This window comes from Allofournierella massiliensis, from assembly GCF_004345265.1.
GTDB lineage: Bacteria > Bacillota > Clostridia > Oscillospirales > Ruminococcaceae > Allofournierella > Allofournierella massiliensis.
This window is the reverse complement of sequence record NZ_SLUM01000017.1, coordinates 39,595-52,926: the sequence shown is the minus strand read 5'-3', so window position 1 is coordinate 52,926 and position 13,332 is coordinate 39,595. Positions and strand designations below refer to the sequence as shown.

The 13,332-nt window shown below is 49.9% G+C and carries 15 protein-coding genes and 1 tRNA gene; 5 read left to right on the top strand and 11 right to left on the bottom strand.

Annotated elements, in window-relative coordinates; genetic code table 11:
• Window positions 1-56: 56 nt before the first annotated feature.
• From EDD77_RS10845 to EDD77_RS10835, 3 genes are all read right to left on the bottom strand, one after another.
• The gene (locus EDD77_RS10845; protein ID WP_242868333.1) at window positions 57-362 is read right to left on the bottom strand and encodes a winged helix-turn-helix domain-containing protein; all 306 of its coding nucleotides are present in this window, start codon (window positions 360-362) and stop codon (window positions 57-59) included.
• A gap of 135 nt (window positions 363-497) precedes the next feature.
• Window positions 498-791 carry a metalloregulator ArsR/SmtB family transcription factor gene (locus EDD77_RS18835; RefSeq protein WP_077138516.1) on the bottom strand — a complete coding sequence of 98 codons (294 nt, stop codon included), beginning with the start codon at window positions 789-791 and terminating at the stop codon, window positions 498-500.
• A 92-nt stretch (window positions 792-883) separates the two neighbouring features.
• Window positions 884-1,438: a helix-turn-helix domain-containing protein gene (locus EDD77_RS10835; RefSeq protein WP_227604675.1), complete on the bottom strand. Its 555-nt coding sequence runs from the start codon at window positions 1,436-1,438 to the stop codon at window positions 884-886.
• A gap of 169 nt (window positions 1,439-1,607) precedes the next feature.
• Between EDD77_RS10835 and EDD77_RS10830 the strand changes: the two genes are divergently transcribed.
• Genes EDD77_RS10830 through EDD77_RS10820 form a run of 3 tightly spaced genes read left to right on the top strand, consistent with a single transcriptional unit; the run spans window position 1,608 to window position 3,480 of the window.
• A complete protein-coding gene (locus EDD77_RS10830; RefSeq protein WP_058963791.1) occupies window positions 1,608-1,811 on the top strand; it encodes a PLDc N-terminal domain-containing protein in 204 nt (67 codons plus the stop codon).
• The gene (locus EDD77_RS10825) at window positions 1,808-2,725 is read left to right on the top strand and encodes an ABC transporter ATP-binding protein (RefSeq protein WP_058963790.1); all 918 of its coding nucleotides are present in this window, start codon (window positions 1,808-1,810) and stop codon (window positions 2,723-2,725) included. The genes EDD77_RS10830 and EDD77_RS10825 overlap by 4 nt, the downstream gene beginning before the upstream one ends.
• A complete protein-coding gene (locus tag EDD77_RS10820; protein ID WP_058963789.1) occupies window positions 2,722-3,480 on the top strand; it encodes an ABC transporter permease in 759 nt (252 codons plus the stop codon). Before EDD77_RS10825 ends, EDD77_RS10820 begins: the two co-directional genes overlap by 4 nt.
• Window positions 3,481-3,612: 132 nt before the next feature.
• Here EDD77_RS10820 and EDD77_RS10815 read toward each other — a convergent pair whose 3' ends face one another.
• From EDD77_RS10815 to EDD77_RS10800, 4 genes are all read right to left on the bottom strand, one after another.
• The gene (locus EDD77_RS10815) at window positions 3,613-4,035 is read right to left on the bottom strand and encodes a winged helix-turn-helix domain-containing protein (RefSeq protein ID WP_058963788.1); all 423 of its coding nucleotides are present in this window, start codon (window positions 4,033-4,035) and stop codon (window positions 3,613-3,615) included.
• A 10-nt stretch (window positions 4,036-4,045) separates the two neighbouring features.
• Window positions 4,046-6,259, bottom strand: a complete 2,214-nt coding sequence (locus EDD77_RS10810; RefSeq protein ID WP_058963787.1) for an FtsX-like permease family protein — start codon at window positions 6,257-6,259, stop codon at window positions 4,046-4,048.
• Window positions 6,249-7,016: an ABC transporter ATP-binding protein gene (locus EDD77_RS10805; protein WP_058963786.1), complete on the bottom strand. Its 768-nt coding sequence runs from the start codon at window positions 7,014-7,016 to the stop codon at window positions 6,249-6,251. Before EDD77_RS10805 ends, EDD77_RS10810 begins: the two co-directional genes overlap by 11 nt.
• 113 nt (window positions 7,017-7,129) lie before the next feature.
• Complete coding sequence (locus tag EDD77_RS10800; protein ID WP_455577858.1) at window positions 7,130-7,939, bottom strand: sensor histidine kinase; 810 nt, start codon at window positions 7,937-7,939, stop codon at window positions 7,130-7,132.
• 219 nt (window positions 7,940-8,158) lie between these two features.
• On the opposite strand from EDD77_RS10800, the gene EDD77_RS10795 reads away from it, so the two are divergent.
• Window positions 8,159-8,234, top strand: a tRNA-Pro gene (locus tag EDD77_RS10795).
• 324 nt (window positions 8,235-8,558) lie between these two features.
• Complete coding sequence (locus tag EDD77_RS10790) at window positions 8,559-9,155, top strand: hypothetical protein (RefSeq protein ID WP_058963784.1); 597 nt, start codon at window positions 8,559-8,561, stop codon at window positions 9,153-9,155.
• 67 nt (window positions 9,156-9,222) lie between these two features.
• On the opposite strand, the gene EDD77_RS10785 is transcribed toward EDD77_RS10790, so the two are convergent.
• The 4 genes from EDD77_RS10785 to EDD77_RS10770 form a co-directional block, all read right to left on the bottom strand.
• Window positions 9,223-10,452 (bottom strand): tyrosine-type recombinase/integrase, encoded by a 1,230-nt coding sequence (locus EDD77_RS10785; RefSeq protein WP_058963783.1) that lies wholly within the window; start codon window positions 10,450-10,452, stop codon window positions 9,223-9,225.
• Between the two features lie 55 nt (window positions 10,453-10,507).
• A complete protein-coding gene (locus EDD77_RS10780) occupies window positions 10,508-10,726 on the bottom strand; it encodes a helix-turn-helix domain-containing protein (protein WP_058963782.1) in 219 nt (72 codons plus the stop codon).
• A gap of 67 nt (window positions 10,727-10,793) precedes the next feature.
• Entirely contained in the window at window positions 10,794-12,734 is a 1,941-nt protein-coding gene (gene mobP3 / locus EDD77_RS10775) for a MobP3 family relaxase (RefSeq protein WP_058963781.1), read from the bottom strand.
• Entirely contained in the window at window positions 12,722-13,156 is a 435-nt protein-coding gene (locus EDD77_RS10770) for a hypothetical protein (protein WP_077138523.1), read from the bottom strand. Before EDD77_RS10770 ends, mobP3 begins: the two co-directional genes overlap by 13 nt.
• Window positions 13,157-13,332: the final 176 nt, after the last annotated feature.

Genomic DNA, 13,332 nt, shown 5'->3' with positions numbered 1-13,332 from the left:
GTACTGAACTGTGAAAAGTAGCGCCGCCTCGATTCTAACGAGGCGGCGCTGTTCTTCTATTTTGTTGTGAAGCGGTAGCCGTGGCCCCGCACTGTTTCGATGATGCCAGTCCCCAACTTGCGCCGGAGCTTATAGACCATGCTGGAGATCCCCGTCCAGCCGGCGTCAAAGGAGTCCGTGGCGACAGCTTCATAGATCTGGCGGGCAGTGAACACCTGCCCCGGCCGGCGGGCCAGCAGGAGCAGAATATCAAACTCCATCGGCGTCAGGTCTACCATTTGGCCGGACTGCCACACAAGCCTGCGCTGCGGGTCGATTTGCAGAGAGCCAAAGAGCAGCGGGGCATCTGCGGAGGCGGTCACTGTGGAGAAGTTCGCAACAGAAGCAAGAGCCGTCACAGTGTTTGCAAAGATGGCGTCCTCGTCGTCGCTGAAGGATAGAATTATAAATTTCCCAATTTTCCCCCACCTCCTAATTTTTGCTCGAATAATTTACAATCACTTATTTGACTTAGCATTATATAGACCCATTAGCCACAGATACACTTCATCCAATGCGCCGCGATTGATGCTATATATCCTCTGTTTTTCTACTTGACGACAGCAAATTAAGCCACTCCTTTGCAACAGAGAAAGATGATAAGAAATCGAGGCAGGTGTTATCTGAAAATATCCTGCAATCTCTCCGGCAGAGTGTGGTTTTTTGCTTAGCCGCGTTAGAATTTCTCGTCTGGTTGAATTTGATAACGCATGGAATTTTTTGTCCAGTGCATTTTCGCGCCCATTTCTCATAATGTATCTCCATTGTTCCCGATAACAAAATATTACCATTATGGGAATATTAAGTCAAGAGAAAACGCCCTGTGCATATAGGGCGTTTTTCTCTATTCGTCCGCTTTATGCTCCGGGGAGATAATCAATCCAACCGTTCTTAATCTGCGACCCGGCTCTGGTTTATTATCTTGAAGTGGATATAAGATTTGAGCAATATCCGATACCACTTTTTCCAGTTCCTCATCTGTCAAATAAACATGAGAAAGGCTAAGACCAGACCGATCCCTTTTTATGTCAATTCCCGGTGTGTCGCAGTATTCTTGAAAAATCTTGGCGAAGGTCAAAAAATACTGAAAGAACATCTGCATATAAATGGCACCAGAATTTTCTCCGAGAACTGATGGAGGATCAGACGGGTCAAAAGTTAATGCGTAAGTCTTTTCAACTGTTCCGCGTATTGGTGTTTCATTAACGATTTTCAATAGTCCATCATCGGTCATTCGTTTCAAATTACGATATAGTGTAGTTTGAGGAATATCTGAGCATTTTTCAGCCAAATACTTTGCGGTAACTTCCCCTCGACGCATTATTTCTATCAGCAGGCGGCTCTTGGCCGGATTTGAAATACATTCCATAATCTTTTCATTCAAATTCTTACTGCCCATGTTCAACCTCCTTTTTGAAAATATTATCATTTCGGAAATAAAAAGTCAAGGGAGGGTATTGCTTTTTTGTTTCCATAGTGGTAATATAACCTGTGCGGGAATATTAAGGCGAAAATGTCGAACCCCCGCAAATATCGATACGAATTATAACAATAGGAGGTAAATTGGTATGTCTTTGTTGCAGGAAATATTTCCGCTTCTTATTCCCATCTTTGTGATTGATGTGATCCTTGCCGTGGCCGCTGTCCGGCATATTCTCCGGCATCCGCATTATCGCTTTGGGAACAGGGCTATGTGGCTTGTAATCTCTCTGGTTATCCTTATGTTTGGCCCGATTATCTATTTTGTTTTTGGGAGAGGTGAGGAAAAATGAATGTGCTTTCTATCCGCAATCTATCTAAAAGTTTTGGACAGCAGCAAATTATAAAAGATCTGAATATGTCTGTTCCAGAGGGGAGCGTTTTTGGCTTCATTGGACAAAACGGTGCAGGAAAAACAACAACAATGAAAATGGTTTTGGGGCTTTTGCAGCCCGATCAGGGAGAAATCCTTGTGTGTAATGAACCGGTTCGCTTTGGGCAGACCAAAACAAATCAGTATATTGGATATTTGCCGGATGTGCCGGAATTTTATAACTATATGACTGCAATGCAGTATCTTACACTGTGCGGAGAAATTGTTGGCCTTCCCAAAGAAAGCATTTCTCAAAAGGGAAAAAAGCTACTTTCCCTTGTCGGTCTTGATGGCGTAGAAAAGCGTGTTGGCGGTTATTCGCGTGGTATGAAACAGCGCCTTGGAATTGCACAGGCGTTATTGGCTGATCCTAAACTGCTGATTTGTGATGAACCTACCAGCGCCCTTGACCCGGTGGGAAGAAAAGAAATCTTGGACATTCTTTATAAAATCCGTGGGACAACAACGGTTTTGTTTTCAACGCATATTTTATCCGATGTGGAGCGCATTTGCGATCATGTGGCACTCTTGAATGACGGTAATATTGCTGTTGGCGGAACGCTTTCGGAAATCAAAGCGTTGCATAGCCATGACAGCCTGTTAATTGAATTTTCAACCGAGGCCGATTTACAGCATTTCAAAGAATGTATGACAGGACAATCGCTCCTGAACGGATCAGAAGAAAAGGGGCGGGAAATTGTAATACACAGCCGGGAGATGAAAAAGGCCCAGCATACCATCTTCTCCACTTTAGCCGAAGCAGACCTTGTGCCGGTCAAGGTGGAACTTATGGAGCCGTCGCTTGAAAGCCTATTTTTGGAGGTGATAAAATGAAAGGCTATATTGCATTTGTAAAAAAAGAGTTTGTAGAAAATCTAAAAAACTACCGCTTTTTAATCCTGTTTGCAATCTTTGCGGTTTTCGGAATGTCCAGTGCTTTTCTGGCAAAATTCACGCCGGAAATTATAGCTGCATTTGGAGCCGGATTAGAAATCACCGAGGAACCTGTCGCCCTTGACGCATGGCAGCAATTCTTTAAAAACATATCCGGCATTGGATTTAGCGCATTTATCATTCTGTTTGGAAGCTGTATGTCCAGTGAGTATTCCAAAGGGACATTGCTACTGCTGGTGACAAAGGGATTGGCAAGGCCATCTGTGATTATGGCAAAGTACACCGTAGCAGCAGTATCTATGACGGTTAGCTTTTGGGTGAGCTTTGTAGGTGCCTATGGATATACATATTACCTTTGGCCAGATGCTTCACTTTCAAATGTTGTACCGTCTGCGTTTTTTATGTGGATGATTGGATTTCTCTATCTTAGCATCCTCATACTCGGTTGTGTTCTATTCAAGCAGACTTTTACAAGTATCCTGTTTACTGGCGGGATTGTAGCCCTGTTCTCTGTTTTAAGTGTTGTAAAACCGTTATCTGCCTTTAACCCGGTTGTCCTCACTTCACGAAATGTTGACCTGATTTCAGGTGAGATTTCAATGACGGAGTTTCTTATTCCATTTATTGTTTCAGTGGTTTTATCTGTGGTATTTTTAGCGGCAGCAATCCGGGCATTTAATAAAAAGCAGTTATAAAGCCCGAAATTTTACTCCCTCATTCCCCAAAATAAAGAAAGGTTGCTGTCGATTACACTATCGAGCCAAATTGTTGAACATACCGATATAACAGCAGCGCCGCCCCGGTAGAGCCGAGGCGGCGCTGTTCTGCTATTCTGGTGTGAAGCGGTAGCCGTGGCCCCGCACTGTCTCAATGATGCTGGCGCCCAGCTTGCGCCGGAGCTTATAGACCATGCTGGATATCCCCGTCCAGCTGGCGTCAAAGGAGTCCGCAGCAACAGCTTCATAGATTTGGCGGGCGGAGAACACCTGTCCCGGTCGGCGGGCCAGCAGGAGAAGAATATCAAACTCCATCGGCGTCAGGGTCACCATCTGGCCGGACTGCCACACAAGCCTGCGCTGCGGGTCGATTTGCAGAGAGCCAAAGAGCAGTGGTGCATCTGCGGAGGCGGCCACCGTGGAAAAGTCTGCGACTGAAGCAAGGGCTGTCACGGTATTTGCAAAGATGGCGTCCTCGCCATCGCTGAAGGATAAAATTATAAACTTCCCATGTGGACCACCTCCCTTGATCAACTAGCACATATCATGTTTCAATAGAACGATGGAACAGTATCCATGTGCTTACAAAATAGCCAACCAGCAGCAGCAACAGAATACTCACCGTTGTTCCAATTTGCAGCAATAAAGTGCCGATTCCAATATACGCGGAGATCTCGACGGATATGGTCTGCAAAAAATAAACAATTACGACAGTGGAAACACCAATAGCCACGACGATAGGGAGTCCAAACCATACCCCAAGTTGTTTGAGCACCAGTTTTCTAATGTTCCGCTCCTCCACTCCTAATTTACGCAGAACAGAGAACCGGTATCGGTATTGGCCTGCGTCCAGGAGCTGCTGCAGGGACAGCACAGTGAGGCAAATGACCATCAGCACCACGGCCCCGTAGAGCATGGCAGCCTGCAGGACGAAGTTTCCGGCCCGGGTGCTGTTGATCTGCAGGGTACTCAGCCGGATCGAGTAGGCCACGCCGGTATCTGCCAATTCGGGGTACTGCTCTGTAAAGACCTGTTCCAGTTCGCGGGCATTGTCATAGGAGATAGCATCGGTCGTAGTAATATAGCGGTTGCGCATTACCGGGAGCAGTTGCGCACACACGCTGTCAGGGAAGACAAAGAGAACATTCGTGTAGGAGTTATAAGCCGTCTGCCCGATAGCTTCCTCATAGTACGACTGCTCTGCAAGCGTCAGTGTGCCGGCATCGGTCTGTACCTGTGTGTGATCCCTCAAAAAGCTGTCCCGCTCGTCAGTTGTGGCGATGGTCTGCCAGTGGGTCGTAAACTCGCCGTCCGCAAGAAAGATTGGCTCATAGCCAAGCATTTCTCGAATGGTGTTGTAGTCGCTCAGGGCGATGGCCACAACAGGGAAATCGTATTTGACCCTGTTATGAAAGTCTGCCCGGTTTGGCAGATATAGACTGAAGGTACAATCGTAAGCTGTTTCAATGCTGTGATCTGTGAGGTAATCTGTTACTGTGTCATAATCGTCCTGTGGAAGATTTGCCTCCTCATACACATCGTTATATCGGGAATATATCTGCACATCGTACATAGAGCGTGCATCCAGATACCCGGAGGCCCATTCTACCAGAACCGGTGCGGCGATAAACAGGAAGATTGCCAGAACCAAGGTTACGCAGGTCAGAGACATCGTTTTGCTGGTGGTGCTCAATTTGGAGATGATCTGCCCAAAGAAGAACAGGTTTTCACCCTTGTATCGATGTTCCGGTTTCCCCTCTTTCCATGCAACGATGAAGCTGCTGACGAGATAGATCAGGACGCAGATAAGAAAAATGAGATCCACCAAGACGAAGAGCAGGTATTGATTGATCGCTCCGCCTCCCAGCGCCAGTAAATATCGACTGTTCAGCATCGGCACGCTGGCTGCGGCCAATGTGTTCAGAAAGGCACTGAACAAGAGCCCGGAGAAAAGTGCCGTGAACCCGCCTTTTTTCCGGCGGAGTGCCCAGAGGACGGGCCACAGCAGACTCATGGCTGGGAATAGGATATTCCCCCAGAACATGAACTGCACGGGTAGCGCAAAACGACTGTCCCAATAGAACAGGACCTTCTGCACCCCAGTTACGCACATCCAGACCGAAAACACTTCAAAGAGAACCATCAGCACCCAGATCCAGCGACTCTTGCGAAGTTCCGGCCCATTCTCTCGGTTTGCTGTTAGCATATCAATAATCTTCAACTTTCGGATTGCGCGGGTGTTTGAAAGCCCCACTACAAGAAAGCTGAGGACAAAGAAGGCAACCGTCAGCAGCACGGTGTCTGGAAACAGCGTCCAGGTGATCTCATACTGCTTTCCATAAGAGGTCAGCAACATCGCTGTAATGAATTGGGAGCAAAACACGCCGAAGAAAATCCCTGCGACAATAGACACCAACCCCATGAGGAAGGTCTCAGCAAAGAAAAGCCGGCCAATAGTTCGCTGCTCCATGCCCATAATGGATTGAAGTGCAAACTCACGTTGTTTCCGCCGGAGCATATAGTTGTTGACGAAGCGAATCAGAAACAAGAGAAACAGCGTAATGGCGCAGATAGCCAACTTCATACCGTCACTGAGCATTGTGAAATCATATTCTGTCCCTATATCCGGATCATAGTTACTGCTGGAGATGGAGAGGAAGGAATAAAATAGGGTGACGCAGATAGTCATGGTCAAGATGTAGACCAGATAATCCTGGATAGACCGCCTGGCGTTCCGAAAGACAAGTTTAGCATACATGGCTATCACCTCCTCCCAGTTGAGTTAGGACATGCAGGATCTTATCAAAGAAGACCCTTCTGCTGTCGCCGCCTTTGTTCAGCTCAGTGAAAATTCTACCATCTTGAAGGAAGAGAATCCGGTTGGCGTAGCTGGCCGTAAAGGCATCGTGAGTCACCATAAGGATTGTGGCACCAAGCTGCTCGTTGATGCTCTGGATGGTAGAGAGCAACATTTGCGCCGAATGGCTGTCCAGTGCGCCGGTGGGCTCATCGGCCAGTAAGAGCTTGGGGTGGTTGATGATAGCCCGGGCGCAGGCACATCGCTGTTTTTGTCCCCCGGAGACTTGGTAGGGGTATTTGTCCAGAATATCCCGGATGTTCAGCTTATCAGCCATTTCTCGGATGCGAGGCTCCACATCGTTGGCTGGCGCCCCGTTGATGGCGAGGGCCAGAGCGATGTTCTCGGAAATCGTCAATGTATCCAGCAGATTGAAGTCCTGGAAGACAAAGCCCAGGTTTTCCCGTCGAAATCGAGCAAGGGATTTGGGGCGTAGTTCCGTCACATCTGTCCCTTCCAGGTAAATATGGCCGGCGCTGACGGTATCAATGGTGGAGATACAGTTGAGCAGGGTGGTCTTGCCGGAGCCAGAGGCCCCCATGATTCCCAAAAATTCGCCCTCCGAGACGGAAAAGCTGATGTCCTGAATGGCTTTTGTAATATTGCCTTCATTGCCATAGTATTTTTGTATGTGATCTAATTTCAAGATGGATTCCATGTATCTTGCCTCCCAAGGTATTTTTCTTATCTCTATTGTACCTACTGTGCAGTCACTTTTGTATCAACTTTTCTTTCGCAGTTCTTACAAAAATGTAAGAAGTGCAGAGCTGATCAGCTCTGCACCCCTGTTATAAAGTCATTGATATGGAAAGAAAGTGTCATGGTGGTTCCTTTGCCTGACGAGGACGCAGACAGCCCAATCCCCAGTTTGTCGCACAGACGCTTGCAGAGATATAGGCCGATCCCTGTGGAGCTGTGAATGATCCGTCCATTCCGGCCAGTAAAGCCTTTCTCAAAGATCCGCGGAAGGTCGCTCTCCGGTATGCCAACTCCATTATCAGCAATAGATAAAAGTATCTGATCTCCTGACCGCTCTGTGAAGATGTGCAGAGAGGGCTTCTGCTGGACACGGTACTTAACGGCGTTGCTGATGATTTGATTGAGAATAAAACGCACCCATTTGTCATCTGCATAGACAACAGGCCCCAGTTCATCCACAGTAATTGTCATGTTGCTTTGTCGCAGAAGATACTTATTGTCAGCGATGGCACCATGCACTACATCTGATAGACTCATTTCCTGAATGGAATAGTCCTTCTCCGTATGTTCACTGCGGGCGTAGTAGAGTGCCTGTTCTGTGTAACGATTGATGTTCTCCAGCTCTGCCAGTACCTCCCGGGAAAAGGGGGAACGGTTGTTCTCACACAGTAACTTTAGCGCGGTGATGGGCGTCTTGACCTCATGAACCCACTGTTCGATATAAGCATGATATTCGCCCCGTTCCCGCTCCACCTCGCTGATTCGCTCCAGCATAGATTTCTCGGCCATCTTCAGGAGCTGATAAAATGCCTGCTCCTCCGCCCGGTTCGGCTCCGGCATGACTTCAGGGATCAGATACTTTTCCTTCAACTGCTCAGCCATATCCAGTAATTTGCTGAGCCTCTTTTTCCGGGAAAGGTAGCAGAGGCTCAGGCAAAGGATCAAGACAAGTATCCAGATAATAAGGATAAACAGGACTGTCTGAATCGCGTTTCCCGTCGCCAGCAGGAACAACGACAGGGCCAAAGCGCCCAGTAGGTTCAGTAAGATGACGGGCAAATGATTTTTGGAATACGCCCAGCCGGATTAAAAACTGAATAACCGGGTGTAGCGCAGTTGGTAGCGCGCCTGCTTTGGGAGCAGGATGCCGCAGGTTCGAATCCTGTCACTCGGACCAACTTTCTTGGAAAAACCGCCTTTTTGGGCGGTTTTTCTGCGTTAAAAGTTCGTTTTTCAGAGTGCGCTTGACCACATTTTAACTGTGGTCAGAGAGGTAAAAATGGCGGTGGAAGTCGGGACAAGGACGAGCACCGAAAAACGCAAAATCCCTAACCCATCCCTAACGGGTGTAACTCGGGTATTTCGCCACAGCCACGACGGAAACTTGAGTTTTTCCCTTTTAGCGCCTATAATGTTTATAGTAGTTTTTGTATTGTCAGGTACAGTTAATAAAAGTCACCAACCAATCACATTGTGATAGTGTTTTATCAGGAGGATTTTCATGTCTGATGTAGAGAACGCCTATAAGCAAATTGCAAGCTTCCTAAATAATGAGACAGAGAAAACGTTATTGATCTGCGGCATAGCCGATGAAGAAAAGCACCGGGCACTTCTAAAAGCACTGAATGCCCGAGGGAGGTCTAAAGGTCTAATCTTTCTTATTCATACCACAAAGGATGGGATGGAGAATTTCTTCCGTTGGGCAGGTCTTTACAAAGTAAAAGTTCCTAAAAAATATGGCCAGTCCATGCAATTGTCGAACCTTACTATCTATTTCGATAATCTATCCACCAAGAGCAGTAGCAATAAATACGACAATTATGCGTTTGACTTCATGATTGTATGGCCGATGCAAAGTGTTACGAAAAATCCAAAAGAGATTCAAATGCTGCATGAAATGGCAGAACGGCAGAAGACGAAAAAAATCATTTATCTCACAATAAAAGAACCTTGGTACAGCCCCGAACCATTAAAGCCGTACGTTGACCGAATTGTTACACTGGACTGTGAAAATGATAATCCGAAGGAATATCAGCGAATCATGGCCGCCTACGAAGAAGACCATATACATCAAGAGCAGAGAAACAGATTCTATTAATCTTGATATGCAATAATGTGAACAGCCACAGATAGAAGCTACTCTATCTGTGGCTGTTTTACATTACTTACCCAACCTTCTCAAACGGTATCACCTTGCACCGGCTTTCTTCCGGTGGGTCAGGAGGCTCTGGGGTAGGTGTTGCCGTAGCCGATTCCATGAAGCCGCCGATCTTCTCAGCCGCACCTCGCTGCATATCGTTGGTGATATGCGTGTAGGTGTCAAGAGTGAAGCCTGCGCTGTAGTGGCCCAGCATGCTGGACAGGGTCTTCACATCCACACCGCTGGAGATTGCCATCGTGGCGAATGTGTGTCTGAGGTCGTGGAAACGTACATGCTCCTCGATGCCTGCGTTTTTCAGCAGCTTCCGGTTGATCCTCGACACGGCGTCCGGACTCCAGTAGCCGCCTGTCCGGGGCGATGGGAACAGGATGGGGTTGTCCGGGTGCAGTTCGTGTTCCTGCACCAGAAGGTCTACCGCCTGCTGTGACAGCGCCACCTTGCGGACGGAATTTTTCGTTTTCGGCTCTGTTACATCCAGCTCCCCCTCCATGCGGGTGACCTGCTTGTTTACCGTCAGGATTCGCTCCTTCACATTCAAGTCCTCCCACTGGAGTGCCAGCAGTTCGCCCCGGCGCAGTCCGCTGGACAGCTCCAGGAAGAACATAGGCAGGACGCCGTACTTCTCCGCTTCCTGGAGGTATCTGCCGATCTTCTCCGGCGGGAGGATGGTCATCTCTTTCTTGTCCTTAGGCGGGATACGGCAGTTCTCGCAGGGATTGTACGGGATGAGCCGCTCTTTCACCGCCTGCTTCAGCGCCGCCTGCAGCACCGCATGGACGCGCCGCACGAAGGTGTTGGACAAGGCTTTGTCGTTATGCTTCGACCCGCGCTGCATCCGGCCGTTCTCCTTTAAGTCGTTATACATTCTCTGAATGTGAATGGACGAGAGCTGCTTGAGCTTGATCGCGCCGATGGCCGGAATGATGTGGTGTTCAATGATTCCCTCATAGCCCTTGGCGGTGTTGTAGCGGATGTTGGGCTTGCTGTAGGTTTCAAACCACAGCCTGCACCACTCTGCTACGGTGTAGTCGCCCGTGTGATTGAGGGGCACGCCCCGGTTTTCCCGAATGGCTTTCGCCAGCTTTTCTTTGCACTCCGCCTGGGTCTTGGCGGACACGCTTTTCTGGATGGCCCGGCCGGTGACCGGGTCGATGCCCTGGGTATATCTGCCCTCCCAGCGGCCACTGGGCTTTTTACGGATGCTGCCCTCGCCGTTGGCTCGTTTCTTTGCCATTATGATCCCTCCTTTGGTAACACAAACAAATACCACAGAATCTCTGAAATAGCTATCACAATATTTCAGATTTTTTCGCAGCCTGTTCGTCGATCCATTCCATGAATTTATCACGGGGAACGATGATGCGGCTGCCCAGAGTGATGGTGGGAAAATCCCTGCGGTGAGCCACCTCGTAGGCGTGGGCCAGGCCGATTCCCAGCACATGGGACACATCCTCCACGGTCAGCATCAGAGGGAGTTCGTCAAAAGAGTTGTATTTGGATTTTCTCATTCAGTTCCTTTCTACCTTCCGGGCGGAAGGATTTTTTCTTTGTTTTGCGGCGCAGTTTCTGCGCCTCTTACATGGTCAGATCGGGCCACTGCTGTTCGTGGTCATCCGGCTTGTGACCCAGGGCGATGCGCTTTTCCTGCAGCTTCTTTAGCCGCTTCCGGTCGATCTGAATACCTCCGGGGCGGGACTTAGGTACGGAGTTGTCCTGGAACACCCGGCTCATGTGATGGAGCAGTCGGGTCACTGCCAGCATCGCAGAGGGCGGACGGTTTTCCTCCAGATGGTCCAGGAGATACTGGGCATACTGGTTGTCCTGTTCGGCGGACCGGGTCAGCCAGTGGATGGCTCGTTCCTCATCGTAGGGGATTTCCTTTCCGTTGAGGTACAGCTTGCCCAGCATGTACTGGGCGTAGGGATTTCCTCTTTCTGCCGACCTGGTGAACCACTCTATGGCGTATTCAGTATCCTTTTCGATTAGTTCGCCTTTGAGACACTCCTTGGCCAGCCGATACATGGCGTAGTGGCTGCCGTTGACCGCGGCAGTGTACAGCCAATTCAATCCCAAGCGGATATCCCGTACCTCAACATCATCGGAGAGGTACAGCTTGGCCAGGGAGTACTGCGCCACCAGATGGCCTTGCTCCGCCGCCTGCTCGAACCAGTACCGGGCGTTAACCGCGTTGGGTATCAGCAGAGGCCCGTCCCGCCAGAGCTTTCCCATCAGGTATTGGGCGTACATATCGCCGCTCTCCGCCAGCTTGTCCATTTCAGAGACGGCATTGCTGCGCTCCTCCATAGTCAGGCTCTCGTCCCGGATGATATCCCGCAGCGTCCAGTAGTCGTAGGAGGAGTTTCGGTATTCTTCCGTCTCGTCCTGCTGATTGAGGCCTTTCTCCTCGTAGGTGATCTCACCTAACCGCAGGCGTTCCGCTTCCTGAATAACCGCGTTCTTGATCTGCCGGAACTCCTTTTGCTGTGAGAGCGGGATGTGCTCCTGGGGTTTGTCATGGTAGTAGCTGTCCACCTTGCCCTGGAGCATCAGCCACTGGTCATAGCACTTGCTCACAACAGGGAGCCGTTCCATCTCGTCCACGATCTCATCCACCAGATTCTTCAGCCGCTTTGGTAGATAGCCGTAGGACTTTTTGCCCTTGACTGTACCGAGCTGCACCGCCAGCTCCAGCATGAGCTGCTCGGCGTCCGGATGGTCGCACACGCCGTCCTGCATAGCACGCACCAGCTCCAGCATGGCCCGCCGTGCTTGGCGCACCAGCTCATCTCTGGACTCAGACTTCTGTTCGTAGAGGTGCAGCATCTCGTTGCGGAAGATATCATTGGTCAGCTTGGACTTGATCTGGCGGATACCTTCCCTGGAGAGATAGGCGTAGCCCGCTTTGGCGGACCAGGCCATCATGTGGATGTGCGGGTGCTCGCCCTCGTCGTGGAAAGCGGCGTACCATCGGAAGTCGCGGGGCGGGATCTTCATCGCCGCCGCGATGTCGTTGCGGTGGGCACGTATGAGGTTTCGCCATGCGGCGGCGTTGTCGAAGCCGAGCCGCTCAGCATCTTCACGCTTGAGGGAGATGATGTGCGTCCACACATTTCCGGTGTAGCTCTCTAACTCTGCCATGGCTTTCTCCAGCGAGACGGAATCACCATCACTGAACAGGCCGTGGGTGCCGATGCGCTCGGCACGAGGACGAGTCGCGATGTACTTCATGTACTGCTCCGACTCGTGAATGGAATCCCAGTTGGCTTCCAGCGCCAGCGTGATGAACGCAGAGGCGCTGACCTTAGTGGGCTTTGTCAGGTAGTCCTCGTACTCGTAGAGCGTCTTGCTGTCCGGGAAGTCCTTGACCAGCTTGGCGATGAGCTGTTCCTGCTTTCGTGTGGGCGGACGGTCATCCGGGATAAGCTCCACCCGCTCCCGCGTTGCGATGTAGCGCAGGTATCCGGAGGCTCCGCCGGTGCTTTTGATATAGGGGCTCTTGAGGATCAGTCTTGCCATTCGTCATCATCCCAGTCCTGCTCCTGACGGGAGCGTGCGTATTTCTCCAGCGAGATGAGACCGTTGGTCGCTTTCACATTCCGAACACTCTGCGCGCGTATGCGCTTCAGGGCATCCTCGTCCATCTGGAACGCCTCCGCAATAATTCCGTTCGTCATATCCTGCTCTACGCATCTGGTGAAATCTCTGCGGGCGATATAGTCCTCCAGTCTGCTCAGCCTACCGTCGATGGCAGACATGATCGCCATGGGCAAGAGCGATTTGTTGTCCTTAATTTCCAGGTGATCAATATAGAAATTCATCGCCTTCAAGATGAACTCGTTTTTGCTTTTGCAGTTGTCGGCAAGATACCATTGCTCCAGCCGTCGACTGGTTTCCTGGTCCATTCTGACTGCGATGCGATCTCTGGTTTCTGTACTCATAAATTCCTCCATTTCTCTGTAAGACATCCTTGAAAAGCCCTGTAACATGGGGCTTTTGGGGAAAGCTGACGCCATCGGTGCTTTTTCCGCCTCTCAAAGACGCCAGCTTCAAACTCCCGAAACTGCCCGCACTGCGGGCAGAAGTGGCGGCTGTGGCGGCGCTTGCGACGCCATGC

Excerpts from the sequence above, each read along its gene's own strand:
- EDD77_RS10790 (WP_058963784.1), top strand. The coding sequence starts at position 8,559 with ATGTCTGATGTAGAGAACGCCTATAAGCAAATTGCAAGCTTCCTAAAT.
- mobP3 (WP_058963781.1), bottom strand. The coding sequence starts at position 12,734 with ATGGCAAGACTGATCCTCAAGAGCCCCTATATCAAAAGCACCGGCGGA.
- EDD77_RS10810 (WP_058963787.1), bottom strand. The coding sequence starts at position 6,259 with ATGTATGCTAAACTTGTCTTTCGGAACGCCAGGCGGTCTATCCAGGAT.
- EDD77_RS10770 (WP_077138523.1), bottom strand. The coding sequence starts at position 13,156 with ATGAGTACAGAAACCAGAGATCGCATCGCAGTCAGAATGGACCAGGAA.
- EDD77_RS18835 (WP_077138516.1), bottom strand. The coding sequence starts at position 791 with ATGAGAAATGGGCGCGAAAATGCACTGGACAAAAAATTCCATGCGTTA.
- EDD77_RS10825 (WP_058963790.1), top strand. The coding sequence starts at position 1,808 with ATGAATGTGCTTTCTATCCGCAATCTATCTAAAAGTTTTGGACAGCAG.
- EDD77_RS10830 (WP_058963791.1), top strand. The coding sequence starts at position 1,608 with ATGTCTTTGTTGCAGGAAATATTTCCGCTTCTTATTCCCATCTTTGTG.
- EDD77_RS10805 (WP_058963786.1), bottom strand. The coding sequence starts at position 7,016 with ATGGAATCCATCTTGAAATTAGATCACATACAAAAATACTATGGCAAT.
- EDD77_RS10785 (WP_058963783.1), bottom strand. The coding sequence starts at position 10,452 with ATGGCAAAGAAACGAGCCAACGGCGAGGGCAGCATCCGTAAAAAGCCC.
- EDD77_RS10835 (WP_227604675.1), bottom strand. The coding sequence starts at position 1,438 with ATGGGCAGTAAGAATTTGAATGAAAAGATTATGGAATGTATTTCAAAT.
- EDD77_RS10800 (WP_455577858.1), bottom strand. The coding sequence starts at position 7,939 with ATGGCTGAGCAGTTGAAGGAAAAGTATCTGATCCCTGAAGTCATGCCG.
- EDD77_RS10820 (WP_058963789.1), top strand. The coding sequence starts at position 2,722 with ATGAAAGGCTATATTGCATTTGTAAAAAAAGAGTTTGTAGAAAATCTA.
- EDD77_RS10780 (WP_058963782.1), bottom strand. The coding sequence starts at position 10,726 with ATGAGAAAATCCAAATACAACTCTTTTGACGAACTCCCTCTGATGCTG.